The organism is Mycobacterium lacus (genome assembly GCF_010731535.1).
Classification (GTDB): Bacteria; Actinomycetota; Actinomycetes; order Mycobacteriales; family Mycobacteriaceae; genus Mycobacterium; species Mycobacterium lacus.
This window is the reverse complement of the sequence record NZ_AP022581.1, coordinates 3,542,930-3,568,203: the sequence shown is the minus strand read 5'-3', so window position 1 is coordinate 3,568,203 and position 25,274 is coordinate 3,542,930. Positions and strand designations below refer to the sequence as shown.

General features: G+C 69.6%; 19 protein-coding genes and 3 pseudogenes. 11 read left to right on the top strand and 11 right to left on the bottom strand.

Features of this window, described 5'->3' with window-relative positions; translation table 11 throughout:
- Window positions 1–33: 33 nt before the first annotated feature.
- The 5 genes and pseudogenes from G6N24_RS16330 to G6N24_RS16305 form a co-directional block, all read right to left on the bottom strand.
- Window positions 34–426 (bottom strand): type II toxin-antitoxin system VapC family toxin, encoded by a 393-nt coding sequence (locus tag G6N24_RS16330; RefSeq protein ID WP_085160788.1) that lies wholly within the window; start codon window positions 424–426, stop codon window positions 34–36.
- Window positions 426–701 carry a type II toxin-antitoxin system Phd/YefM family antitoxin gene (locus tag G6N24_RS16325; RefSeq protein WP_085160790.1) on the bottom strand — a complete coding sequence of 92 codons (276 nt, stop codon included), beginning with the start codon at window positions 699–701 and terminating at the stop codon, window positions 426–428. The genes G6N24_RS16330 and G6N24_RS16325 overlap by 1 nt, the downstream gene beginning before the upstream one ends.
- Before the next feature lie 107 nt (window positions 702–808).
- Window positions 809–3,142: pseudogene (locus tag G6N24_RS16320) on the bottom strand (PE family protein).
- Window positions 3,143–3,217: 75 nt separating this feature from the next.
- Entirely contained in the window at window positions 3,218–4,393 is a 1,176-nt protein-coding gene (gene otsB, locus G6N24_RS16310; protein WP_085162091.1) for a trehalose-phosphatase, read from the bottom strand.
- A gap of 40 nt (window positions 4,394–4,433) precedes the next feature.
- Window positions 4,434–5,786: a wax ester/triacylglycerol synthase family O-acyltransferase gene (locus G6N24_RS16305; RefSeq protein ID WP_085162090.1), complete on the bottom strand. Its 1,353-nt coding sequence runs from the start codon at window positions 5,784–5,786 to the stop codon at window positions 4,434–4,436.
- A 165-nt stretch (window positions 5,787–5,951) separates the two neighbouring features.
- Between G6N24_RS16305 and G6N24_RS16300 the strand changes: the two genes are divergently transcribed.
- Entirely contained in the window at window positions 5,952–9,236 is a 3,285-nt protein-coding gene (locus G6N24_RS16300; RefSeq protein WP_085162089.1) for an error-prone DNA polymerase, read from the top strand.
- A 110-nt stretch (window positions 9,237–9,346) separates the two neighbouring features.
- Here G6N24_RS16300 and G6N24_RS16295 read toward each other — a convergent pair.
- A pseudogene (locus tag G6N24_RS16295) lies at window positions 9,347–9,505 on the bottom strand (TIGR03667 family PPOX class F420-dependent oxidoreductase); the annotation flags it as partial.
- 21 nt (window positions 9,506–9,526) lie between these two features.
- On the opposite strand from G6N24_RS16295, the gene G6N24_RS16290 reads away from it, so the two are divergent.
- Entirely contained in the window at window positions 9,527–10,171 is a 645-nt protein-coding gene (locus tag G6N24_RS16290; protein ID WP_085162088.1) for a nitroreductase family protein, read from the top strand.
- 81 nt (window positions 10,172–10,252) lie between these two features.
- Entirely contained in the window at window positions 10,253–11,806 is a 1,554-nt protein-coding gene (locus G6N24_RS16285) for an FAD-dependent monooxygenase (RefSeq protein WP_085162087.1), read from the top strand.
- A 466-nt stretch (window positions 11,807–12,272) separates the two neighbouring features.
- Here the strand turns inward: G6N24_RS16285 and G6N24_RS16280 are convergent, their stop codons facing one another.
- Window positions 12,273–12,737, bottom strand: coding sequence for a tRNA (cytidine(34)-2'-O)-methyltransferase (locus tag G6N24_RS16280; RefSeq protein ID WP_085162086.1), 465 nt, complete (start codon window positions 12,735–12,737; stop codon window positions 12,273–12,275).
- Between the two features lie 306 nt (window positions 12,738–13,043).
- On the opposite strand from G6N24_RS16280, the gene G6N24_RS16275 reads away from it, so the two are divergent.
- The 5 genes and pseudogenes from G6N24_RS16275 to G6N24_RS16255 all read left to right on the top strand — a co-directional run.
- Window positions 13,044–15,833 (top strand): sensor histidine kinase, encoded by a 2,790-nt coding sequence (locus G6N24_RS16275; RefSeq protein ID WP_085162085.1) that lies wholly within the window; start codon window positions 13,044–13,046, stop codon window positions 15,831–15,833.
- Window positions 15,830–16,240 (top strand): serine protease inhibitor, encoded by a 411-nt coding sequence (locus G6N24_RS16270; RefSeq protein ID WP_085162084.1) that lies wholly within the window; start codon window positions 15,830–15,832, stop codon window positions 16,238–16,240. The genes G6N24_RS16275 and G6N24_RS16270 overlap by 4 nt, the downstream gene beginning before the upstream one ends.
- Window position 16,241: 1 nt before the next feature.
- Window positions 16,242–16,625: a DUF742 domain-containing protein gene (locus G6N24_RS16265; protein WP_085162083.1), complete on the top strand. Its 384-nt coding sequence runs from the start codon at window positions 16,242–16,244 to the stop codon at window positions 16,623–16,625.
- On the top strand, window positions 16,606–17,193 hold the full coding sequence (locus G6N24_RS16260; RefSeq protein ID WP_085162082.1) for a GTP-binding protein: 588 nt from the start codon (window positions 16,606–16,608) through the stop codon (window positions 17,191–17,193). The genes G6N24_RS16265 and G6N24_RS16260 overlap by 20 nt, the downstream gene beginning before the upstream one ends.
- 5 nt (window positions 17,194–17,198) lie before the next feature.
- A pseudogene (locus G6N24_RS16255) lies at window positions 17,199–17,618 on the top strand (pentapeptide repeat-containing protein); the annotation flags it as partial.
- 82 nt (window positions 17,619–17,700) lie between these two features.
- Here the strand turns inward: G6N24_RS16255 and G6N24_RS16250 are convergent.
- Genes G6N24_RS16250 through G6N24_RS16240 form a run of 3 tightly spaced genes read right to left on the bottom strand, consistent with a single transcriptional unit; the run spans window position 17,701 to window position 21,956 of the window.
- Complete coding sequence (locus G6N24_RS16250) at window positions 17,701–18,039, bottom strand: FHA domain-containing protein (RefSeq protein WP_085162081.1); 339 nt, start codon at window positions 18,037–18,039, stop codon at window positions 17,701–17,703.
- A 24-nt stretch (window positions 18,040–18,063) separates the two neighbouring features.
- Complete coding sequence (locus G6N24_RS16245; RefSeq protein ID WP_085162080.1) at window positions 18,064–20,727, bottom strand: FHA domain-containing protein; 2,664 nt, start codon at window positions 20,725–20,727, stop codon at window positions 18,064–18,066.
- A 29-nt stretch (window positions 20,728–20,756) separates the two neighbouring features.
- Window positions 20,757–21,956 (bottom strand): NADH:flavin oxidoreductase, encoded by a 1,200-nt coding sequence (locus G6N24_RS16240; protein WP_085162079.1) that lies wholly within the window; start codon window positions 21,954–21,956, stop codon window positions 20,757–20,759.
- A 95-nt stretch (window positions 21,957–22,051) separates the two neighbouring features.
- Here G6N24_RS16240 and G6N24_RS16235 point away from each other — a divergent pair, with 95 nt between their 5' ends.
- A complete protein-coding gene (locus tag G6N24_RS16235; RefSeq protein ID WP_085162078.1) occupies window positions 22,052–22,897 on the top strand; it encodes a bifunctional methylenetetrahydrofolate dehydrogenase/methenyltetrahydrofolate cyclohydrolase in 846 nt (281 codons plus the stop codon).
- On the top strand, window positions 22,894–23,211 hold the full coding sequence (locus G6N24_RS16230) for a DUF3017 domain-containing protein (RefSeq protein WP_085162077.1): 318 nt from the start codon (window positions 22,894–22,896) through the stop codon (window positions 23,209–23,211). The genes G6N24_RS16235 and G6N24_RS16230 overlap by 4 nt, the downstream gene beginning before the upstream one ends.
- On the opposite strand, the gene G6N24_RS16225 is transcribed toward G6N24_RS16230, so the two are convergent.
- Window positions 23,208–23,603: a DUF732 domain-containing protein gene (locus tag G6N24_RS16225; RefSeq protein WP_085162092.1), complete on the bottom strand. Its 396-nt coding sequence runs from the start codon at window positions 23,601–23,603 to the stop codon at window positions 23,208–23,210. The two genes, G6N24_RS16230 and G6N24_RS16225, sit on opposite strands and share 4 nt — an antisense overlap.
- A gap of 212 nt (window positions 23,604–23,815) precedes the next feature.
- Here G6N24_RS16225 and G6N24_RS16220 point away from each other — a divergent pair, with 212 nt between their 5' ends.
- Complete coding sequence (locus G6N24_RS16220) at window positions 23,816–25,258, top strand: FAD-dependent oxidoreductase (RefSeq protein ID WP_085162076.1); 1,443 nt, start codon at window positions 23,816–23,818, stop codon at window positions 25,256–25,258.
- Window positions 25,259–25,274: the final 16 nt, after the last annotated feature.

The following is a 25,274-nucleotide window of genomic DNA, read 5'->3' as shown; positions in this document are numbered from 1 at the left end:
CGAAATGGGGGCTTTTGCGTCTGCTCGCCGTCGTCAACAAGGGGCAATCACGACCAGGCCGAGCGCCTCGGCGGCGTCGCGCATCCGCTCGTCGTAGGTGCACAACCGGCCCAGGTCGACGCCGAGCCGCTGGGCCGTCGCAAGGTGAATTGCGTCGAGCGTGCGTAGTTCGAATGGCAGCAGTCCACCAGCGAGATCGAGCACCCGGTTGTCGACGCGAAGCAGGTCTAGGTTGGCCAGCACCCGGCGTCCGGCCTTGCGGGCTGGTTCGCCCTGGTGGAGCAAAGCCCGCATGACCTCCGTGCGCGCCAGGGCACTCGACACCCGCGGACGGCGGGTGCGCAGGTAGCGACGCAGCGCGTCCGACTCCGGCTCACGAACCGCAAGCTTGACGATGGCCGACGAGTCGAGGTAGATGGCCGCCATCAACGCTCGTGCTCGCGCAGGCGCGCGAGCGTCACCGACGGCAGCTCGACGCCCGCTTCGAGGTCAAGCGGTTCGGGCAGATCATCGAGATCGAGCGTCGCACGTTCGATCTCGCCGCTTGCCAGCATCCGCTGGTAGGGACCGCCCTCCGGCAACGGCGAGAGCAGGGCGACGGGCCGACCGCGGTCGGTGATCTCGATCGTCTCGCCAGCCTCGACGCGGCGAAGCAGTTCGCTGGCGCGCTGCCGCAGCTCACGCACACCCACCGAAGGCATGTGCTAACTGTAGCACATTGGAGGGGCCTTCCGCGGCTCCCGCGGCCGGCGGTGAGCAGACGCAAAAGGGCCCGGAAACCGCGGTTTCCGGGCCCTTTTGCGTCTGCTCACCGGGCTTGGGTGCCGTCGGTGCCGTGGGTGCCCGGGGCGCCGAACAGCGTGCCGCCGGTGCCGCCGGCGGCACCGGTGCCACCGGCGCCGGGGAAGAATCCGGTGCCGCCGTTGCCGCCGTTGCCGCCGTTGCCGCCGTTGCCGAACCGGACGGCGTTGGCGCCGAGTCCACCGGTGCCACCAGCCCCACCGTTGCCATTAGTGGCAACGATGCTGGTGGCGGTGCCGCCGTTACCGCCGGCCCCGCCGTCGCCGCCACCGCCGCCGTTGCCGATCTGGCCGGCCTGGCCGCCGGCGGCGCCGGTGCCACCGTTGCCACCGTTGCCGCCCAGGGCGGAGGTCGCCGCGGTGGCGTTTCCGCCGTTGCCGGCGATCGCGCCGGCGCCGCCGGATCCGCCGTTGCCGAAGAGCGAACCGCCGTCGCCGCCGATGCCCCCGCTGCCGCCGTTGCCGCCCGTTCCGCCCTGACTGCTACCCACCGCATTATTGGCGGTGCCGCCGTTACCGCCGGCCCCGCCGTCGCCGCCGGCCCCGCCGGCGCCGGTAAGCCCGGCCTTGCCGCCGGCCCCGCCGTTACCGCCATTGCCTCCCGCGGCGCCGATGAAGTCTCCCGCGTTGGTGGTCGCGGTGGCGCTGCCGCCGATGCCGCCGCTCCCACCGGCCCCGGCGTTGCCGGACAGCCACCCGCCGTCGCCGCCGGCGCCGCCGTCCCCGCCGGCGCCGGCGGCCGCGGCAGACGTCCTGCCTTTGGTGTCTCCGCCGTCGCCGCCGTCCCCGCCGTGGCCGCCGGCGCCGATGAGCCGGGCGCTGCCGCCTGCACCACCGTTGCCGCCGTCTCCGCCGTCGGAGCCGTTGCCGCCGGCGGTGTTCTTGCCGCCGGCCCCGCCGTCCCCGCCGTTGCCGCCGTCGCCGTAGAGCCACCCACCGGCGCCGCCGGACCCACCGTTGCCGGCGGCGCCGCCGTTGCCGACGCCGCCGGGTTGGTTGCCGCCGCCCCCGCCGGCGCCGCCGTGGCCGCCGTGGCCGATCAGCCCGGCGCTCGCGCCGGTCCCGCCGTTGCCCCCGGCACCCGCGGCCCCGGCGGCTGCGTTGTTCCCGCCGGCCCCGCCGGCCCCGCCGGCCCCGCCGTTGCCGTACAGCCACGCGCCGGCTCCGCCGTCTCCGCCGAAGCCACCGACGCCGCCGGTACCCGCGCCGCTGGTGTTCCCGCCGGCTCCGGCGGCACCGCCAGCACCGCCGTTGCCGTACAGCCACCCGGCCGCGCCGCCTGTTCCGCCGGCCCCGCCGGTGCCTCCGATGGCGCCCCCGCTTGCGTTTTGCCCGCCCGTGCCGCCGTTTCCGCCGGCGCCGCCGTCGCCGATGAGGTAGCCGCCGCCGCCCGCGCCGCCCGCGCCGCCGGCGCCCCCACTCGGGCCAGTATGGCTATTTGTCCCGCCGGTGCCGCCGGTGCCGCCGGTGCCGCCGGTGCCGACCAGCCCGGCGTGGCCGCCGGCCCCGCCCGCACCTCCGGCCGAATCGGTCAAATTATTAAAGCCCTTGCCGGCGTCGCCGCCGTCGCCGCCGGCCCCGGCCGTCCCGGACAGCAACCCGGCGTTCCCGCCGGCCCCGCCGCCGGCGGTGACGGCGTCACCGTCGGCGCCGGCCGCGCCCGTTCCGCCGTTCCCGCCCGAGCCCCACAGCCCGGCGCTGCCGCCGGCCCCGCCGGCCCCGCCGCTGCCGCCGAGGACCGTGGCCGCCCCGCCGTTGCCGCCGGCGCCGCCGCCGCCATACAGCCACCCGCCGTTGCCGCCGGCGCCGCCGGCCGCGCCGGCCCCGCCGGACCCCCCGGCGCCGCCGTTGCCGATCAACCCGGCGGACCCGCCGGCACCACCGGCCACCCCGGCGGTCGTCTGGGAGAAGCCGTTGCCGCCGTTGCCGTACAACAGCCCACCGGCCCCGCCGTTCGGGCTGGCCGCCGTCCCGTCGGCGCCGTCGCCGATCAGGGGACGGCCCAACAGCGTCTGGGTGGGCGCGTTGATCGCGTCCAGCACGGTCTGCAAGGGCGACGCGTTGGCGGCTTCGGCGGCGGCATACGAGGCGCCGGCGCCGCTCAGGGCCTGGACGAACTGGGTGTGAAACTCCGCTGCCTGGGCGCTGACCGCCTGATACGACAGGCCATGCTCGCCGAACAGCGCCGCGATCGCCATCGACACCTCGTCGGCGGCCGCGGCTTACAGTTGCGAGGTCGGGGCCAATGCCGCCGCGGTCGCGGCGCCGAGCGCCGACCTGATCCCGGCCAGGTCGGATGCCGCCGCTGCCAGCATCTCCGGGGTCGCGAACACAAACGCCATGGCCCTACTCCTATCGACCGGAGGACGTATCTCCCCGCCGGGCCGGGCGCCCGGGATTTCGGCGAGTTTGGGCGGCTAATTCACGCGAGCGTCACTCAGCTGGCGCGCCAGCCGAAGGGTGAACTCGCTGACCCGGGCGGGATTGTCCAGCGCGAACAGTGCGGCGGTGGCGCGGTCACCGTCCTCGTTGTGCCGCACCACGATCGGAACACCCTGAACGTCACCGTGGCGGACGGCGTCGAACGCGTCCTCGTCGGTGATGTCGTCGCCGAGATAGATCGGGAGCAGCGCCGCGGAGCCGGCCGCATGCAGGTTTTCGATCACCCAGCGCAGCGTTTTGCCCTTATCCCAGTCGATATCGGGACGCAGCTCGACGACTTCGCGGCCCGTCGTCACCCGAAGCGCAGCACGCCGGCCCGCCGCGCGCACCGCAGCCGCGACCTCGGTAACGCGGTCGCGCGCGGCGTTGCGATAGTGCACGGCGACACCAAACCGCTTGCGCTCCACCACAACACCGGGAATGGACGCGAGTTGATCGTGTAGCTGCGCGGCGGCCTGCGCCAGGATCGGTATGGCCGCCGCGGCGGCGTCGTTTTGGTGGTGGGTGCCGTCGGGCGCGGTCAGCTCGAAGCCATGGCTGCCGGCGTACCAGATGCCGGGCAGCCCGACCCGCTGGGCCACATCCGCGAGGTCGCGGCCGGACAGCACCGCGACCGGACACTGCGCGGCCAGCTTCGCGAGCGCCTCGGACGCGCCGGTGACGAGCCTGGCCGCGTCGGGATCGTCCACGATGTCGGACAGGGTGCCGTCGAAGTCGAAGAACACCGCCGGCCGCCGAGCGGTGAGGCCGGCGGCCAGGCCGAGGGCCCGCGAGGCGTCGGGGAGCTCGGACATCCGCCGGTCTCCGGTCCGCACGCCAAGCTCACGCAGGTCGGTGACCACCGTGTCGGCGCCGTGATCGCGCAAAGCATCGCGATGCCCCGTCCGGTCGACACCGATCACCAGGGCGAATCCACCCTTACGCCCGGCCGCGACGCCGGCCGCGTCGGCCGCGACGACGACGCACCGGCCCGGCCGCGCGGCCAGGTGGTTGGCCGCCTCGATCAGGTCGCCACCGCTCGCGGAAAAGACGCCGGTACCGACGCCGACCTCCAGCAATTGCCCGATCAGCGCCGTGGATTCCAACGCGGCATCGAACAGGACGGCGTCGTGGCGGCGCGGGTCGATGATAACCGGCCCCAACTTGCGCACGCCCCACCTTCTCACGGTGGTCGATGCCGACGAGAGCGGGTCAGTGCCGCCCCGGCGCGGATCGGGGTGCCCGCCTCCGTTGTCCGCGGGATGAACGCTTGCGTCCGTCTTTGGTGAACAGTAGGACGGAGTCTTCGCTGAGCGCCGCCAGCCGCGCTATCCCCGATTCGATGCCGGCGGCCAGCCGCTTCATGTCGGGTGCGGCGTCATAGTCGGCGGTGATGCCGAATACCAACTCTTCGCCATAGCTGAGCACCGCCACCCCGGTGCTGAGCCGGTGCGCGGTCGGCGGGATTGGCAGCAGCTGGTCCATCCATTGGCCCATCAGCCGTAACCGGTGCCGTGGCCCGGGTGCGTTGGTCGCGAGCGTCACGATGCCCTGTTGCGGTAGCCGAGCGAGCGTTTGAATGGCCTTGGCGCACAACATCAACGGCCGGTAGCTGGTTGTCAGGTCCGAGAGGCTGCCGGTTTGGCGACGGCCGTCCTGGGTGGTCTGGTGCAACCGGTTGTGCACGGCCCGCAGTCGCCGAACCGGGTCATCGTGCTCGACCGGAAGATACGGCAGCATGGCCGAGACACGATTGTCGGTTTTCTCCAAGGTGCGCAGCGAGTCGGCGCGCGGTTGCTCGCCGCGCTGCAGCAGCACCGTCCGGAAACCCTCGCTGATGGCCGCGAGGGCAACGTCGTTGGTGGTCACACCGAACTTGCGGCACACGCTGTCGACCGCGGCGAGGGGAATCCGCACCGCGTCGTACCGCCGCATGGTGGTGGCGGGGCCGATCGACGATACGCACGTGGAACGTATCGCTGCGGCGGCGGTTTCCGCAGCGCGTGCGGCCACGTTGTAGACGGCTGCAGACGTGCGCCACAGGACATCGGCCCAGCTCCGCATGTGGTCTGACGACGAAACCTGTTTGGTAGCAGCATCATTAGCGAACGTGTCGGTGTCGACATCGTCACAGAGCCTGGTAAGGAGCTGGGCCGCCGAGATGTCGTCGGTCAGGTAGTGGTGGATCTTCACCAGGATCGCCCAGCGATTGTCTTTCAGGCCCTCGATGACCCAGCACTCCCACAGCGGGAGGTCCAGGTCGAGGGGGCGCTCCAGGGCGTAGGCGATCGCCCGGAACAGCTCGGCGTCGTCGCCCGGCCAGGGCAGCGCCATCCGTCGCACATGATGGTTGAGGTCGAATCCGGGATCGTTGACCCACCCCGCCCGCAGCACCTGCGTGCACCGCGGAATCGCCTGAATCCGCTCTGCCAGAAGCGCTTTGAGCAGGCCGAAATCAGGCACGGCGCCGCCGATGATGGCGACCGCGCCGATCGCCAGGCTGGCGTGCCGATCAGGGTCCTGAGCTTTGAGGAAGCCCGGATCCAGTGTCATCAGCTGTGGCATGACTGGTCCCCGCCGTGTTTTTGAAGTGGTACCAGTATCCGTCGCGAGCCGCTGGGAGCGGTAGGCCCGCAAGGTTAAGAACGTGTTTTGCAGTTAACGACATGTTAAACGGCAAAACATGCCGGGGCCCTCGATATCGAACAAACTTTCGATAGACTGGTGGGCATGGGCTTTAGCAACGGGCCGCCGAGCTGGGCGGAAATGGTGCGGGTACTCGACGGAAAACCGCGCCATGCCGGTGCGCCGGTTGCAGCTGAACCCGCTGATGACGGTCCGTGGTCTCGCCGGCGCGAGACGTACCAGCCGCCAGACCGGGCCCGGACGGTCCGCTCGTCCGTCGCGTATGCCGAGCTGCATGCGCATTCCGCGTACAGCTTCCTCGACGGAGCCAGCACGCCGGAGGAACTGGTCGAAGAGGCTGCCCGGCTGGGTTTGCGTGCCCTCGCGCTGACCGACCACAACGGCCTGTACGGGGCGGTGCGGTTCGCCGAGGCGGCCGCGGAGCTTGACGTGCGTACCGTATTCGGCGCCGAGCTGTCGCTGGGATCGCAGGCCCGTACCGAGCAGCCCGATCCGCCCGGGCCGCACCTGCTGGTGCTGGCCCGCGGCCCGGAAGGTTACCGACGACTGTCGCGTCAACTGGCCGCGGCGCATCTGGCCGGCGGCGAGAAGGGCAAGCCGCGCTATGACTACGACGCGCTGACCGAGGCGGCCGGCGGGCACTGGCACATCCTGACGGGTTGCCGGAAAGGTCATGTGCGCCAGGCGCTTTCCGACTCCGGCCCGGACGCGGCGGGGCGGGCGCTGGCCGACCTGGTGGACCGGTTCGGCGCCGGCCGGGTCAGCATCGAGTTGACCCATCATGGTCAACCGCTCGACGACGAACACAACGCGGCGCTGGCCGAGCTGGCGCCGCGTTTCGGTGTCGGCGTCGTGGCCACTACCGGAGCCCATTTCGCCCATCCGTCACGCAGTCGGCTGGCCATGGCGATGGGCGCGATCCGGGCCCGGCAGTCCCTGGACTCTGCCGCCGGGTGGCTGGCTCCGCTGGGCGGCTCGCACCTACGGTCCGGCGAGGAGATGGCCCGGCTGTTCGCCTGGCATCCCGACGCGGTGACGGCCGCCGCCGAGCTCGGCGAGCAGTGCGCGTTCGGGCTGGCGCTCATCGCGCCGCGGCTGCCGCCGTTCGCCGTACCCGACGGGGACACCGAGGACAGCTGGCTGCGGTCGCTGGTCATGGCGGGCGCCCGCGATCGCTACGGGGCTCCTGACGCAGCGCCCCGGGCGTACTCGCAGATCGAGCATGAGCTGAAAGTCATTGCCCAACTGGCATTTCCAGGCTACTTCCTGGTGGTGCACGACATCACCCGGTTTTGCCGGGAGAACAACATCCTGTGTCAGGGCAGGGGATCGGCGGCCAACTCCGCGGTCTGCTATGCCCTCGGCGTCACCGCCGTCGATCCGATAGCCAACGAGCTGTTGTTCGAGCGCTTTTTATCGCCCGCCCGTGATGGGCCACCCGACATCGACGTCGACATCGAATCGGACCAGCGCGAAAAGGTCATCCAGTACGTCTACGACAAATACGGCCGTGACTACGCCGCCCAGGTTGCCAACGTCATCACCTACCGGGGGCGCAGCGCCGTGCGCGACATGGCCCGCGCCCTGGGCTTCTCGCAGGGCCAGCAGGACGCCTGGAGCAAGCAGATCGGTCACTGGAATGGGTTGGACGCCGCCGACATTGAGGACATCCCGCAACAGGTGATCGACCTGGCGACCCAGATCCGGAACCTGCCGCGGCACATGGGCATCCATTCCGGCGGCATGGTGATCTGCGACCGCCCGATCGCCGACGTGTGCCCGGTGGAGTGGGCCCGCATGGAGAACCGCAGCGTCCTGCAGTGGGACAAAGACGACTGTGCAGCAATCGGTTTGGTGAAGTTCGACCTGCTCGGGCTGGGCATGCTCTCGGCGCTGCACTACGCGATGGACCTGGTGGCCGAACACAAGGGCATCGAGGTGGACCTGGCCCGCCTCGACCTTTCCGAGCCGGCGGTCTACGAGATGCTGGCCCGCGCGGATTCCGTCGGCGTGTTCCAGGTGGAATCGCGGGCGCAGATGGCCACCTTGCCGAGGCTGCGGCCGCGGATGTTCTACGACCTGGTGGTGGAGGTGGCGCTGATCCGTCCCGGGCCCATCCAGGGCGGTTCGGTGCACCCGTACATCCGGCGGCGCAACGGCATCGACCCGGTCGGTTACGACCACCCGTCGATGGAGCCAGCATTGCGAAAGACGCTGGGGGTACCGCTTTTTCAGGAACAGCTGATGCAGCTCGCGGTCGACTGCGCCGGCTTCTCCGCCGCCGAGGCCGACCAGCTGCGCCGCGCCATGGGATCCAAGCGTTCCACCGAGCGCATGCGACGGCTGCGCGGCCGGTTCTACGACGGCATGCGCGCGCTGCACGGCGCCGACGACGAGGTGATCGACCGGATCTACGAAAAGCTGGAGGCGTTCGCCAATTTTGGGTTTCCGGAGAGCCACGCGCTGTCCTTCGCCTCGCTGGTGTTCTACTCGTCGTGGTTCAAGCTGCACCACCCGGCGGCGTTCTGCGCGGCGTTGTTAAGGGCCCAGCCGATGGGTTTCTATTCACCCCAGTCGCTGGTCGCCGATGCGCGCCGGCACGGCGTGGTGGTGCGCGGACCCGACGTCAACGCCAGCCTGGCGCACGCCTCATTGGAGAACGCCGGAACGGAGGTCCGCCTCGGATTGGGCGCCGTTCGTTACATCGGTGACGACCTCGCCGAGAGGCTGGTCGAGGAGCGAAAAGCCAACGGCCCGTTCGCCTCTCTGCTGGACCTGACGTCCCGGCTGCAGCTTTCCGTGCCGCAGGCCGAAGCGCTGGCGACGGCCGGGGCGCTGGGCTGCTTTGGGATGTCGCGGCGAGAGGCGCTGTGGGCGGCCGGGGCCGCGGCCACCCAACGGCCGGACCGCTTACCCGGTGTGGGCTCGTCGTCGCACATCCCGGCGTTGCCGGGGATGAGCGAGCTGGAGCTGGCCGCCGCCGACGTGTGGGCCACCGGCATTTCCCCGGACAGTTATCCGACGCAGTTCCTGCGGGCGGACCTGGACGCGATGGGGGTGCTGCCCGCCGGCGCGCTGTTAAGCGTGCCCGACGGCGACCGGGTGCTGATCGCCGGCGCGGTGACCCATCGGCAGCGACCCTCGACGGCCCAGGGGGTGACGTTCATCAACCTCGAAGACGAGACCGGGATGGTCAACGTGCTCTGCACGCCGGGGGTGTGGGCGCGGCACCGCAAGCTGGCGAACACGGCGCCGGCGCTGCTGATCCGCGGTCGGGTCCAAAACGCCAGCGGCGCGGTCACCGTCGTGGCCGAGCGGATGGGACGCGTCAACCTGGCGGTCGGCTCCCGTTCGCGCGACTTCCGCTGAGCACCGCGCCGATTGTGAAACGGGCGACGTGACACGCCGCCAAGGCGTCGTGGAATTCACTTTCGCCGCAGCAGGTCAAGCTGTCCACCCATACGGTTCGTCTTCCCGTTGGCTGCTTGTGGCGCGGAGTACATGGTCAGGCCGGCCCCGTCGCAGTCAAACCAGACCAGCCGGGGTACGGGCTGTCCCGATTTGGCGACCGTGGTCAGCCACCCGTAGTGGTCCGAGGCCAGTCTGCTGGAAACCTCTTGTGTCAGTTCGACGGTCAGAGCCAACGGTAGTCTCCGCACATGACACTTCACCTGTCCGTCGACGAAGTCCTGCGCACCACCCGCTCGGTTCGCAAACGCCTGAATTTCCACAAGCCGGTGCCACGTGAGGTGCTGATGGAATGCCTCGACCTGGCGCTGCAGGCGCCCACCGGCTCCAACTCGCAGGGCTGGCAGTGGGTGTTCGTCGAGGACGCGGGCAAGAAAAAGGCCATCGGCGACATCTATCTGGCCAACGCCCGCGGCTACCTCAGCGCGCCCGCACCCAATTACCCCGAGGGCGACACCCGCGGTGAGCGAATGGGCCGCGTCCGCGATTCCGCGACCTATCTCGCCGAGCACATGCACGAGGCACCGGTCCTTATGGTCCCGTGCCTGCAAGGCCGCGAAGACAACTCGCCGATCGGCGGTGTGTCGTTCTGGGCGTCGCTGTTCCCGGCGGTCTGGAGCTTCTGCCTGGCGCTGCGCTCCCGTGGTTTGGGTTCGTGCTGGACGACGCTGCACCTGCTCGACGACGGCGAGCGCAAGGTGGCCGAGGTGCTCGGCATACCCTACGACAGCTACAGCCAGGGCGGGCTGTTCCCGATCGCTTACACCAAAGGCACCGACTTCCGGCCCGCCAAGCGGCTGCCCGCCGAGAGCCTCACGCACTGGGACACGTGGTGACTAGCGTGCGGAGGTGTTCCGCCATTAGAGCGCCGAATCGCTTGCTTGTCGCCGCAAACCCGCACTAGTAGTTTCTGCTTAGTGGTCGAGGTCGTGATCGTGGGCGCCGGACCCAACGGGCTGATGCTGGCCTGCGAACTGGGACTGGCGGGCATCAGGCCGGTGGTGTTGGACGGCAGTCCTGGCCCTAACCAGCAGAGGCGTGCCGAAGGCGTTGTCGGCCAAGGGGTTCGGATCTTCGACCACCGCGGCTTGTACGGCACGCTTGCGGGGACGACCGAACCCCCTCAACCAGCGCCCGGCGCAATGTTTGCGGGCTTCGCATTGGATTTCGCCGCGGTGCCGGATCCCCAACTGTTCACGCTCCTGGTGGGACAGCCCAGGTTGGTTCAGGTGTTGCTCGCGCGTGCCCTCGAATACCACGCCGACATTCGCTGGGGTCATGCGATGACGGGCTTCGACCAAGGCGTCGACGGCGTCACCGTACGCGTCGCCGGTCCGGACGGCACCTATGAGCTGGCCGCCAAGTACCTCGTTGGTGCCGACGGTGGTAATAGCCTGACCCGCAAGCTCGCCGGTATTGATTTTCCCGGGATGTCGTCGTACGACGTGGTCGACCGGGTCGCGTTCGGGGTGCTGCCGCCGGACGACTTTGTGGACCCGGTCAGCGGGGCTCTCGACATACCGGGACTGGGCGCCGTCGCGCCGAGGCGGTTCTTTCGCACCGACCGGGGCATTTTCGGGTGGGGCCGATTAGCGGATCGGCCGGGGGTGTTCACCATCGAATTGGAGAACTTGCCCCGCGAAGACCCCGGCCAAGGTGACAACGACGATCCCATGACCCTGGACGAGCAGCAGGCCAGCATCAAGCGGGTGCTGGGCGCCGATGTGCCGCTGCGGCCCGAATCGCCCGACACGCCACCCGATCTGCGTCGTATCTGCGGCGTGAACTCGAGGCTGGCGTCGCGGTATCGGACCGGCCGGGTGATTCTGGTCGGCGATGCCGCGCACGTGCAGTCCCCGGTGGGGGGACCGGGGCTGAATCTCGGTCTGCAGGACGCGGTGAACCTTGGCTGGAAATTGGCGGCGGTGCTCGATGGTCGCGTCGACCCCGGACTGCTTGACACCTATGAGGCCGAGCGCCGGCCTGCGGCCGAGCGGGTGATCCTGCACAGCCGCGCCCAATTGGCTCTGTTGCGGCCCGGGCCTGAGGTCTCGGCCCTGAGGGAACTGTTTTCCGAACTGCTGGCCCAGCCCGGTGCCCTCGGTCACGTCGGCGACCTGCTGTCCGGCGCCGACGTGCGCTATGCGTTCGATGGGCATTCCCTCGTCGGGCGCTGGGTGCCGGATTTTGCCGTGGCTAACGCGAGCGGCACGAGACGCATTGCGGAGCTTGCTCGCGACGGTAAGCCCCTACTTGTCGACCTCACCGAGCGGGGCGCGTTAGCCGCCATGGCGGCCGATATCGCAGGCCGCGTCACCGTCGTCGCCGGGCGCCCGATCGGTGACGTGTCGGCTACGGCCTTGCTGGTACGGCCGGACGGTTACGTGGCCTGGGCCTCGTCGATGTCGGCGCCTGATACCGACGAGCTTCGTGATGTGTTCACCCGCTGGTTCGGAATCACCCTGGTCTGACGGGGTCTGAGCTACAGCTGGGGGACCGCTGACCCCCCATTCGTACCACCGAAGTTTCCTCACACGTGCCCCCCAATGGGTGGGTGACGTTTGCTCGTCATCCCAGGCAACGTGGTGTGCGACCAATGTTGTGGCCCAGTGCCCGTTTGCCGATGAGGAGATTCCCATGAACCACGAGATCCTGTTCCACGAGGTGGAGACCGCGTACACCTGGCCCGTTTTTGGGGTTGACGACATCGTCTAGCGCGAACCGCGTGGGAAGCAGGCTCTGCCGATAGGCTCAATCCCTGAGCCTGTTTCTGTATTTCCGCCACCCTGCCTGCCAGACAGACCGAACCCCCGAGATCCAGTTTCACGCGGCGCCCGAGCTCCCCGATGAGCTCAAGGGTGTTCGGCTGCAACTGGACACTGGTGCGCCCGTTACGACGGGATGGCTGCAGGCAGGCGCCATGCATGCGCCCAGGTCTCAGGTTGCCCCGGCGAACCCGTGCTGCCGCCACGCCTCGTAGACGGCGACGGCCGCGGCGTTGGACAGGTTCAGCGAGCGCCGGCCCGCCAGCATGGGAATGCGCACCTGCTCGGTGATGTGCCCGTCGGCCAGGGTCGCCGCGTCCAGCCCGGTGGGTTCGGGCCCGAACATCAACACGTCGCCGGCCCGGTAGCTGACGTCGGTGAACACAGTGCTCGCGTGCGTGCTGAACGCGAATACTCGCGCCGGCGACAGCGCGTCCCACGCCTCGGCCAGCGAGGCGTGGACGGTGACCGAGGCCAGGTCGTGATAGTCCAGCCCGGCGCGTCGGAGCTTGGGCTCGGACAGGTCGAAGCCAAGCGGCTCGACCAGATGCAGTTCGCAGCCGGTGGCGGCCGCGGTTCGGATGGCGTTGCCCGTGTTGGGCGCGATGCGCGGGGAGAAGAACAGCAGCCGAAACATCTGCTGATCATGGCAAAGTTCGATGGCCCGGCTCCTTGCTCGCGCCGCGCCGGCGCTCGCTGTCGCCGGGCGAACTTGGCCGGACCTGCTCGGCGGTGTGCGGTTCCGCTCCGGCGGGTCGCTCTGCTCAGTAGCAATGGTGGAGACCTCGGCCGCGGGCTGTCATACTCGTCGAATTGCCAGGCGTTTATTCGTTCGCGCCCATATTCCCGGCGCGGGCGGCGTAAAGCAGGAAAGTTTCATGAGCGATCCAGTTCTCCGCGCGCCACAGATTCGGGGAGCGGCCGGTAGCGCGGCCGCGAGCAAGTGACCGTGTTCACCCGCCCGACCGCTCTGGTCGCGGCGGCCGCGCCCGGCATCGCAGCCGTCCCCGCCGGTGAGCCGGCGCCTGCAGGGCGCAAAAAACGCCGGCCGCGGCCCCGCGCCTGGTCGCTGCGCAACTGGCCGGTTGGGTGGAAAGTCGTTGCGATAGCGCTGGTTCCACTGGTGCTGGCGACGGCTTTCGGCGGATTGCGCATCCAGGGTGCGATGGCCAATTCCAGCGGCCTGCGGCTGGTCGCCGCGCGCGCCGACGTCATACCGGCGATCACCAAATACATGTCGGCGCTGGACGTCGCATTGCTGGCGAGCTCCACCGGACGCGACGTCGAGGGGGCGAAGAAGAACTTCGCGGCCCGCAAGTACGAGTTGCAGACCCGGTTGGCGGACACCGACGTGATCCCCGACGTCCGGTCGGGGGTGAACATGTTGCTGAACGGCGGCCAGGCACTGCTGGATAAGGCACTGGCCGACAGCATCGGTTTGCGCGACCGGGTGACCACCTACGCACCGATCCTGTTGACCGCCGAGGATGCGATCAACGCGTCGGTGCGCGTCGACAGTGAGCAGATCCGGACCCAGGTGCAGGGCCTGAGCCGGGCGGTCGGGGCCCGCGGGCAGATGACGTTGCAGGAGATCCTGGTCACCCGCGGTGCCGACCTCCCCGAGCCGCAGCTGCGCACCTCGATGATCACCCTGGCGGGCACCGAACCGTCGACGCTGTTCGGGATGAGCGCGGTGCTCGGTGTCGGCTCGACAGATGCCAAGACGCTGCAGCAGCAGATGGTGAACCGGATGGCGATCATGTCCGATCCGGCCAGCGTGCTCGTCGACAACCCCGAGCTGCTGCACTCGATCCAGACGACCCGCGGGATCGCCGAACAGGTGATCAACGACGCCACCGCGTCGGTGACAAAGTCGGTGCAGGGTCAAGCGACCGATCGGCGGAATGCCGCCATCCGCGACACCGTGCTGGCGTTGGCCGCCCTCGTCATCGCACTGGCCATCGTGTTGCTCGTGGCGCGCGCGCTGGTCGGACCGTTGCGCCTGCTGCGCGACGGCGCGCTGAAAGTTGCCCACACCGACCTCGGGGAGGAGATCGCGGCGGTCCGCGCCGGCGCCGAGCCGATCCCCGAACCGTTGCCGGTGTACACCACCGAGGAAATCGGCCAGGTCGCCCACGCCGTCGACGAATTGCACACCCAGGCCCTGCTGCTGGCCGGTGACGAGGCGCGGCTGCGACTGCTGGTCAACGACATGTTCGAGACCATGTCGCGGCGCAGCCGTTCGCTGGTCGACCAGCAGCTCTCGCTCATCGACAGGCTGGAGCGCAACGAGGAGGATCCCGAGCGGCTCGACAGCCTGTTCCGGCTGGACCACTTGGCCGCCCGACTGCGCCGCAACAGCGCCAACCTGCTGGTGCTGGCGGGTGCTGAGCTTTCGCGCGAGCAGCGTCGGCCCGTGCCACTGTCGACGGTGATCAACGCCGCCAGGTCCGAGGTCGAGGACTATCGCCGTGTCGAAACCGTCAAAGTGCCCGACTGCACCGTCACCGGTGCCGCCGCCGGCGCGGTCATCCACCTGCTGGCGGAGCTAATCGACAACGCGCTGCGGTACTCGCCGCCGACGACATCGGTTCGGGTCTCGGCCGCGCGTGGCCGCGATGGGGGCGCATTGCTGCGGGTGGCCGACTCCGGCTTGGGCATGAACGACGCCGATCGGCGCATGGCCAACATGCGGCTGCAGGCCGGCGGGGAGGTCACCCCCGACAGCGCCCGCCACATGGGCCTCTTTGTGGTGGGCCGGCTGGCCGGACGGCACGGTATCCGGGTGGGACTGCGCGGCCCGGCGACCGGTGAAGCGGGCTCCGGCACCACCGCCGAGGTCTACCTACCGCCGGCCGTGCTCGTCGAGGGTCTTGCAAAAGAATCAGCTCGGGCGCCCAAACCGCGGGCATTTGCGGTCACGCCGCCGGGCGCCGAATCCGCCACAGCGTCCGGCGCCGCCGTTCTCGCGGCGTCGCGCCACGACGGCGCCGGCGAATCGGGACCACCGGTCACCTTGTTGCCGCGCCGCAATCCGGGGTCCAGCGGGATCACCGACGTTCCGGTCCAGCCGGCCGAGCACCAGCAGCGGCGGCCCCGGCGCCAACTGCCAACTCCGTGGTGGGAGAACGGGTTCCAGCAGGAGCCAAACCCGGCCCCCCGCGAAACTCCGGCGCGGGTTGCACAACAGGCGCCGGAACGGGCCCCGGCCAAAGCGGCGACGGACACGTCGGCGTTTTTTGCCCGGCGCTCGCCCAGGCCCGCCCGGCCCGCGCCACCCGCCAAGCCCGCCGCCAAGCCGTCGGGCCCACCAGGCCCGGCCAATGAGGACGTGATCTACCAGCGGATGCTCTCCGAAATGATGGGCGATCCGCACGAACTGGCCAACAGCGCCGACCTGGATTGGCAGTCGGTGTGGGACCGCGGCTGGTCGGCGGCCGCCGAGGCCGAGGACAAGCCCGTCGAATCCCACACCGATCAAGGCCTGCCGGTGCGCACACCGGGCGCTCGGCTGGTGCCCGGCGCCGCCGGGCCCGACCAGGAGGACCCGGGCCGCCCGATAGCATCGAACGGCGGATCGCATCAAGGCCGGCAGCCTTCCCGGCAACCGCAGCACGCCGCCGCGCTGCGTGACCCCGATGCGGTTCGCGCGTCCATCAGCAGCCATTTCGGCGGTGTTCGCTCCGGACGGTCGCACGCCCGCGAGACCAGTCAGGAACCCGATCGCCAATGAGTGCCCCTTCGTCGGACGGCCAACTGGACTGGCTGGTGTCGAGATTCGCCCGCGAGGTGCCGGGGGTGGCGCACGCGTTGTTGGTATCGGTCGACGGGCTGCCCATCGCCGCCAGTGAGCACCTCCCGCGCGAGCGGGCCGATCAGCTGGCCGCGGTGGCGTCTGGGTTGGCCAGCCTCGCTACCGGCGCCGCGCAACTGTTCGACGGTGGACCGGTGCTGCAGTCGGTGGTCGAGATGCAGAACGGATTCCTGTTGTTGATGCGCGTCGGCGACGGCTCGCACCTGGCAACGCTGGCCGCGACGTCGTGCGACATCGGCCAGATCGGTTACGAGATGGCCATCCTTGTCGAACGCGTGGGCGGCGTCGTGCAGTCCACCCGTCGTGGTGCCCCACAGCACTCGTGAAATGGCCAAACACGAGTCTGCACGACGTGCGGCTGAGGCGAACCTGGTCCGCCCTTATACGCTGACGGCCGGACGGACGGACACCGACGTCGACCTTCCCCTGGAAGCGCCGGTGCAGACGCTGCAAGCGGGGCTGGCTCACCGGTGGCCCCCCAACGACGTCAACGGCGAGATCATCCAGCTGTGCGCCGGTAATCCCTCGACCCCGTCGGTCGCGGAGATCTCGGCCCGGCTGGATTTGCCGGTGGGCGTCGTGCGCGTCTTGATCGGCGATCTCGTTGTGGCGGGCTACCTTCGGGTGCACAGGACGCTGACCGACCGCTCGACCCGCGACGAGCGCCAGGAGCTCATAGGAAGGACCCTGCGTGGCCTCCAAGCACTCTGAGGCGCATGTTGAGAATCGCGGCACCGCGTCGACGAAGATCGTCATCGCCGGCGGATTCGGTGCCGGCAAGACCACGTTCGTCGGCGCGGTCTCGGAGATCATGCCGCTGCGCACCGAAGCGATGGTCACCGACGCCTCGGCCGGCGTCGACATGCTCGAAGCCACCCCGGACAAACGGACCACCACGGTCGCGATGGACTTCGGCCGCATCACCCTGGCCGAGGACCTGGTGCTCTACCTGTTCGGTACCCCGGGCCAGCGACGCTTCTGGTTCATGTGGGACGACCTGGTGCGCGGCGCGATTGGCGCGATAGTCCTGGTCGACTGCCGGCGCCTGCAGGACAGCTTCGCGGCGGTCGACTTCTTCGAGCACCGCAACCTGCCGTTTGTGATCGCGGTCAACGAGTTCGACGGCGCGCCAAGGTATCCCGCTGACGAGGTCCGCAAAGCGCTGACGCTGCCGCCGCAGATTCCGGTGATCAGCATCGATGCCCGCAATCGCAGGTCGGCGACGGACGCGCTGATCGCGGTGAGCGAATACGCACTGGCCAGCCTGACCCCCAACTGACCGCGTTGCAAGACTGGACAGACGGCGAGTTCACCGGCCGGGATTTTCGCGACGAGGACCTGAGCCGGCTGTGCACGCGGCGAGTGGTGTTCACCGAATGCGACTTCAGCGCCGTCAACCGGGCCGAGTCCCAGCACCACGGCTCGGCGTTTCGCAACTGCACCTTCTGGGCGAACGACCCTGTGGCACAGCACATTTGCGCAATGCAGCATGACGGGCTCGGTGTTCGTGCAGTGCCGCATGCGGCCGCTCACGCTCGACGAGGTGGATTTCACGCTCGTGTGGCTCGGCGGTAACGACCTGCGTGGTGTCGACTTGAGCGGCTGCCGGCTGCGGAGGCCAGCCTGGTGCAGACGGACCTGCGCGAGGCGGTGCTGCGCGGCGCCGACCTCGGTGGCGTGCGGACCACCGGCGCTCGGCTGGACGCATAGCGGTGGGGCGAGCAGACGCAAAAGCCCCCGAAAACGGCACGTTTTGGGGGCTTTTGCGTCTGCTCGCCCCACCTCGTCAGCGCGGCAGCAGGCCGACGATGCCCTCGTGATGTGCCACCTCGAAGGTGACTCGCGGCCCGTCGGGCCGCCCCAGGTTGATGGCCAGGCCGTCATGGATGTCGACCCGCGGCACCCGACGACCGTCGACGAAGGTCCCGTTCGACGAATTGTTGTCGATCGCGATCCAGCTGCCCTGCTCGAAACGCAGCAACAGGTGCGCGCGGGCGATCAGCGGGTGTGCGACGCGCAGGTCGGCGTGAAGATCGCTGCCGACGACCACGTCGCGACCCGCGGCGAAGCTGCGCTGCGACTGGCCAGACCGAACGGTCAGCACCGGCTGCCGAGCTCGGTTCATCACCTCACATTAGTCGCGCGTGCACTAACGCCGCCTGAGCCTGATCTTCCACCACACGATGGCGCTGTAGACGATGCACAACACCCCGAGCATCGCCATGTCAAACAGCCATGCGCTCGGCTTGTGCACCCAATGCTGGTCCTTCGGCTTGACCGGCCCCGGCACCAGCTTCTCGATGTTGACCGTCGAACACGATGCCGCATAGCCCCACCGCGCGGGTGTCGCCCACGACAGCTGGTCGAGCAGGAACCGGTCGGTCACCCAGATCATTCCGCCGGAGAACACCAGCTGCGACATGATCGACACCACCAGCATCGGCATGATCTGGTCTTGCGAGTGGGCCAGCGCCGACAGGGCCAGGCCGAGAATGGCCGCGGCCACACAGGTCGCGGCGACCGTCACGAACAGCTCGAGGCCCACCCCGAAGCCACCACCGCCCAGCATCACAGCGTCGGTGGGAGGATAGCCCCAGCCGATGAGCGTGATGCTCGTCGCGATCGCGGCCTGGACGATCGCGAACCCGCTGAACACGGCGATCTTGGCGCCCAGATACGCCCCCGTCGACAGGCCGACCGCCTGTTCGCGCCGGAAAATGGCACGCTCGCTGACCAGGTCACGAATCGTGAGCGCGCAGCCCATGAAAACGCCGCCGACGTTGAGCATCACCAGGATCTGCCCGGGCTGGTCGGGGTTGCTGCTGATGGGCTCGGCAACGCCGAACCCGGTCTTGCCGCGAACGGTCATGGCGAGGACGCCGATCAAGAACGGCAAGACCGCCAGGAAGACCGTGTACCCGCGGTCGGAGACCACCAGCCGAAACTGGCGGCGGGCGATCGTGGAGAACTGCCGGAAAACACTCGTATGCACCGGTTCGCCAAGATCCGCCGGCCTGGTTTCCACCCGCGCGGCGAGCGGCGGCCGGTTCTCGGCCAGGAAGCGGCGGTTGGCCTCGTCGGGATCGGCGCCCACCTTGGCGAAGATGTCGGCCCAGTTGGTGGTTCCCATGGCCGCACCGATCTGGCTCGGCGGGCCCAAAAACGCGGTCCTGCCACCAGGGGCCACCAGCAGCAGCTGATCGCACACGTCGAGGTACGACACGGAGTGTGTGACGACCAGCACCACGCGGCCCGCGTCGGCCAGTTGACGCAACATCATCATCACCTGACGATCCAGCGCCGGGTCCAGGCCGGTGGTCGGCTCGTCGAGGATGAGCAGTGACGGCCCGGTGAGCAGTTCGAGTGCCACCGAGGCGCGCTTGCGCTGGCCACCGGACAGCTTGTCGACGCGGGTGTCGGCATGTTTGGTCAGCTCGAGTTCTTCGAGCACCTGGGCGACCACCTGGGCGCGGTCGGCTTTGCTGGTGTCGGGGGGCAGCCGCAGCTCGGCCGCGTAACCAAGTGCCTGGTTGATGGTCAGCTGGCGGTGCACGACGTCGTCTTGGGGAACCATCCCGATCCTGCTGCGCATCGACGCGTACTCGGCGTGGATGTTGTGGCCCTCGAAGGTGACCGTGCCGGAGCTGGGGCTGGTGTACCCGGCTATCAGCCTCGACAGCGTGGTCTTGCCGGCGCCCGATCCGCCGATGATGGCGGTGAGCGTGCCGGGCCGGGCGGTCAGCGAGATGTGGTCGAGAAGTCGCTTCCCATCGTCGATGGTGTAGCAGACGGAGTTCACCTCGAGGCCGCCGACGCGCGTCGCGGCTTCGGTGCGGCGGATCAGTGTGCCACCGGTGAACACCAGGTCGACATTGCCGATGGTGACCACGTCGCCGTCGGAGAGGATCGCGGACCCGACCCTGACCCCGTTGACGAATGTTCCGTTGACGCTGTGCGCGTCGCGGACCTCGGTGCCCAGCGGGGTCTCGGTCAAGAACGCGTGGTGGCGCGACGCCAGGACGTCGGCGATGACGATGTCGTTGTCGGTGGCGCGGCCAATCGTGACCGCGCCGGGAGGTCTCTCGTGCGCCCCGGTGCGCGGCAACAGGGCCTGGAACACCTTCGTCGCCAGGTTCGACAACTCGGGCGGCTTGGAAAGGCTGGGAGACATCTGGGTTGGCGGTGCCGGAGGCGGTGCCGCCACCGACCCCACGCCGGCCATCTGTGGGTGGGGGTGGTAGTTCGACGGCGGGGGCGCGCTCGCGGGATAGGCATGCGGCCGTTGCACCGAGCTGCTGCCCGGGTACATCGGTTGCCCGGACGGTGCGACGGTGTACGGGAGCGCGCCGGGATGCGGTCGCGACGCCGATGACTCGGTCCGAATTGGTGCGCGTCCGAATTGCGGTGGCCCCGGCTGACCGGAGGGCTGGGCCGATGGCCACCGGGCGCCGGCCCGGGCGATCCGCATCGAGTTGGTTTCGGGCGGACGCCCGGCCATCCCCACGTGCCGGCCGACCTCAAACGTCAGCAACGGCCCGTCGGGATTGCCGATGTTGACGCTCTGGCCGTCGTGGATGTCGACGACCGGGACCCGCCGGCCGTTGACGAATGTCCCATTCAGCGAACCGTTGTCGATCGCCAGCCACCGGCCCTGATCGAAGCGCAGCAGCACGTGGGCGCGCGAAATCAGCGGATGGGTGATGCGCATGTCGGCGCGCAGGTCACGCCCGATCACCACGTCGTGGCCCGCCGCGAACGTGCGCTCGGTCCCGTCATAGTGAACGGTCAGCGTCGGCGGCGCTGGTGGACTCATTGGATCAACTGTAGCTCGCGGACCTGCGGTTACCCTGGAGCGTCCGGCGCGCCGGTGACCACGCAATGGGTGCGGCGATAGATGGTCGGCATGCATTGGTTGCAGTGCGTGCACGCCGGGAGCACCCCCGCGCCGTCGCGTGCGATCCGGTTGACCAAGTCCGGCTCGGCCAGCAGGGCTCGCGCCATCGCGACGAACTGGAATCCCTCGGCCATCGCCAGGTCCATGGTCGCGCGGTTGGTGATGCCGCCGAGCAGGATCAGCGGCATCGTCAGCTCGGCGCGGAACAGCTTGGCGTCGTCCAGCAGATACGCCTCGTGGTAGGGGTATTCGCGCAGAAACTTCTTGCCCGTCATCCGCATGCCCCAGCGCAGCGGCGGCTGGAAGGCGGCGGCGAACTCCTTGACCGGAGCGTCGCCGCGGAACAAGTACATCGGGTTGACCAGCGAGCTGCCCGCGGTGAGCTCGATCGCGTCCAGCCCGCCGTCTTCCTCCAGCCATTTCGCGGTGATCAGCGACTCGTCGGTGCTGATACCGCCGCGGACGCCGTCGGCCATGTTGAGCTTGGCGGTGACCGCCACCCGCGCGCCCTCCTTGTCCACGGCGCGGCGAACGGCCATCGCCAGGCCGCGAGCGACCTTCGCCCGGTTTTCCAGCGATCCGCCGAACTCGTCGCCGCGCCGGTTGATCAGCGGAGACAGAAACGCGCTCGCCAAATAGTTATGGCCCAAATGGATTTCGACGGCGTCAAACCCGGCGTCGACGGCAAGCCGGGCCGCGTTGGCGTGCGCGGCCAGCACGTCGTCGATGTCATCGCGGGTCGCCTTCTTGGCGAACCGCATCCCGATCGGGTTGAAGAACCGCACCGGAGCCAGCGCTTTCGCCTTGTTGGAGCGGGCGTCGGCGACCGGGCCGGCGTGGCCGATCTGCGCGCTCACTGCCGCCCCCTCGGCGTGGATCGCCTCGGTGAGCCGCCGCAACCCGGGCACCGCCTCCGGGCGCATCCAGATTTGGTTGCCGCCGGTGCGGCCGCCGGGGGAGACCGCGCAATAGGCGACGGTCGTCATGCCGACCCCGCCGGCGGCCGGCAGCCGGTGGTACTCGATCAGGTCGTCGGTCACCAGGGCGTCCGGGGTGCGGGCCTCGAAGGTGGCGGCCTTGATGACCCGGTTGCGCACCGTCAGCGGGCCGAGCCTGGCCGGGCTGAACACGTCCGGGGGGCTGGCCATGCGGGGAGCCACATGGCGATCGTAAGCGCGGCGGAGCCGGGCGCGCCGGGTCGCCGTCATCGGGCCCCGCACACGGCCGTGCCAGACTGTCTGGCGTGGGTGCGATCACGCTGGACGGCAAGGCCACACGCGACGAGATCTTCGTCGATCTCACGCAGCGGGTGGCCGCATTGACCGCGTCGGGCCGCGCGCCCGGACTGGGCACCATCCTGGTCGGTGACGACCCCGGGTCGCAGGCCTACGTGCGCGGCAAGCACGCCGACTGCGCCAAGGTGGGCATCACGTCGATCCGCCGCGACCTGCCCGCCGGCATCAGCGAAACCGTGCTCAACGAGACCATCGACGAACTGAACGCCAACCCCGACTGCACCGGCTACATCGTGCAATTGCCGCTGCCCAAGCACCTGGACGAGAACGCGGCACTGGAGCGCGTCGACCCCAACAAGGACGCCGACGGGCTGCACCCGACCAACCTGGGCCGGCTGGTCCTCAACACCCCGGCGCCGCTGCCCTGCACCGCGCGCGGCATCGTGCACCTGTTGCGGCGCTACGACGTTGAGATCGCCGGGGCGCACGTGGTCGTCCTGGGCCGCGGCGTGACGGTCGGTCGCCCGCTTGGGTTGTTGCTCACCCGCCGTTCCGAGAACGCCACGGTGACGTTGTGCCACACCGCAACTCGCGACCTGCCCGCGCTGACCCGGCAGGCGGACATCGTCGTGGCCGCCGTCGGCGTGCCGCACTTGCTGACCGCCGACATGGTGCGTCCCGGCGCGGCCGTCATCGACGTCGGTGTCAGCCGCGCCGAGGGCGGGTTGGTCGGCGATGTGCATCCGGACGTGTGGGAGGTCGCCGGTTACGTGTCACCGAATCCCGGTGGTGTCGGCCCGCTGACCCGCGCGTTCCTGCTGACCAACGTCGTCGAGCTGGCCGAGCGGCGATGAGCGCGCGGGCCGCCCACCGCGGCGGCGCCCGGGGACTGATTAGGCGCATCGTCCGGGCGCAATGGCCGATCCTGCTGGTCGGGCTGACCTTCACGGCGGGCTTCGCGTTGGCGGCCGCCAACTTCTGGCGCCGGGGCGCCCTGCTGCTCGGCATCGGCGTGGTGCTGGCCGCGGTGCTGCGGTTGACCCTGCCCAACGGCCGGGCCGGCCTGTTGGCCGTGCGCAGCAAAGGGATTGACTTTGTGACAACGGCGACGGTCGGCGCGGCGATGGTCTACATCGCGTCGACGATCGACCCGCTGGGCACCGGTTAAGAGCCGGGTATGCCCGGGATTTGCGGCAGGCCAGACAGGTTGCCCGCCGCGACGTCGGCGATCACGGTCGGGCAATACATCGAGATCGCAATGCTGGTGAACGTCTCCGCCATCTCCTGGGGCATGCCGCTTTGGGCGGCGACGACGCTGGAGGCGGCCGTGTTGAACGTGCCGCCGGGCTGGGCCAGGATCGGGCAGACCGACTGGCCCAATGCCACCGCGCTCGCGGGGTCGCCGTAGTTGACGCCGGCGTTGTTCAGCGCGCCGATGAAGGCGTCGTCGATGGGGCTTGCGTCGGCCGGTGCCGCGAATGCCGTGGCCGCGGCGAGGAGCCCCGCGGCCGCCGCCAGCAGACGAACTTTCAGGGGCTGATGGCGCCACAGTGCCTTCATGTCAAGCTCCTCATCCACCCCGGAGTGCTCATGGGCGACTCAAATGATCCTAGAAACCCTGGCCCACCGCGGTCACGTTGAGGACACGCCCGCGTAAAGGTTTGCGCACTTTGCGTTTCGCGATCGGTCCGGCCGCGACGGACGACACGATCGCGTCACGCTGCGTGCGACACGGCGGACGACACCCCGCTCCGCCGTCCCGGCGTTCGACAATGCGGCCCATGATCTCTCGCCAGGAGTTTCTTCGCGGCGCCGTCGGGGCGTTGGCGGCCGGGGCGGTTTTCGGGACCGTGCGCGCGGGCGCGGACCCGGGCAGCGGCTGGGCCGGCCTGGCCTCCTCGATCGGAGGCAAGGTCTTGTTGCCGGCCGGCGGCGCCGCGTTCACCTCGGGCAAGCAGGTGTTCAACTCGCTCTACGACGGCTCCACCCCGGCGGCGGTGGTGACGGTCACGTCGCGGGACGACGTGCAGAAGGCGGTCGCGTTCGCGGCGGCGAACAAGCTCAAGATCGCCCCGCGAGGTGGCGGGCATTCCTACATCGGCGCGTCGACGGCGTCGGGCACCATGGTGCTCGACCTGCGGGGGCTGCCGGGTGGAGTCAGTTTCGACAGCGCGAGCGGGAACGTCACGGTGCCCGCGGCGACCGACCTGTTTGCGATCCATCAGGCGTTGGCGAGCGCCGGACGGGCGATTCCCACCGGCAGCTGCCCCACCGTCGGCGTCGCCGGGTTGGCGCTCGGTGGCGGGCTGGGGGCCGACTCCCGGCACGCGGGTCTGACCTGCGACGCGCTCAAATCGGCGACGGTGGTGTTGCCCAGCGGCGACGCGGTGACCGCGTCGGCCGACGACCACCCCGACCTGTTCTGGGCCCTGCGCGGCGGCGGCGGCGGCAACTTGGGGGTGACGACGTCGATGACGTTCGCGACCTTCCCCACCGCCGACAGCGACGTCGTCCGCGTCAATTTCCCGCCGTCGGCGGCGGCCCACGTGCTCACCGGCTGGCAGTCCTGGCTGAGCGCCGCCGACCGCAACACATGGGGATTGGTCGACCTCTCGGTCGGCTCCGACCAGGCCGACTGCCATGTGCTGGCAACGTGTCCCGCGGGTTCGGGCCGCGGTGTGGCCGATGCGATCAAGTCCGCAGTCGGGGTCCAACCCAGCGGTATCGAGAACAAGACGCTCAGCCATATGAACCTGGTGATGTATCTGGCCGGCGGCAACACGACCTATCCGCCGGAGGCCTTCGTGGCCGGATCCGATGTGATCGGCTCGATGAATCTCGCCGCGGCCCAAGCCATCGTCGCCGCCATCGGAAAGTGGCCCCCGGCGGCGGGCCGTGCGTCGGTGCTCGTCGATTCGCTCGGCGGCGCGGTCGGCGACGTGGACCCGGCGGGCTCGGCCTTCCCGTGGCGCCGGGAATCCGCCGTTGTGCAGTGGTACGCCAGCACCCCCGGCGGCGGCCAGACGGCGACCGCGACCGCATGGCTGAGCGACGCACATCAAGCGGTGCAGCCGCATTCGGTCGGGGGCTACGTCAACTACCTGGAGGCCAACACGCCGGCGTCACGCTACTTCGGCGCGAACCTGTCGCGACTGAGCGCCGTCCGGCAGAAGTACGACCCGGCGCAGCTGCTGTTCTGCGGGCTGAATTTCTGATCTTCATCCCGCGGCG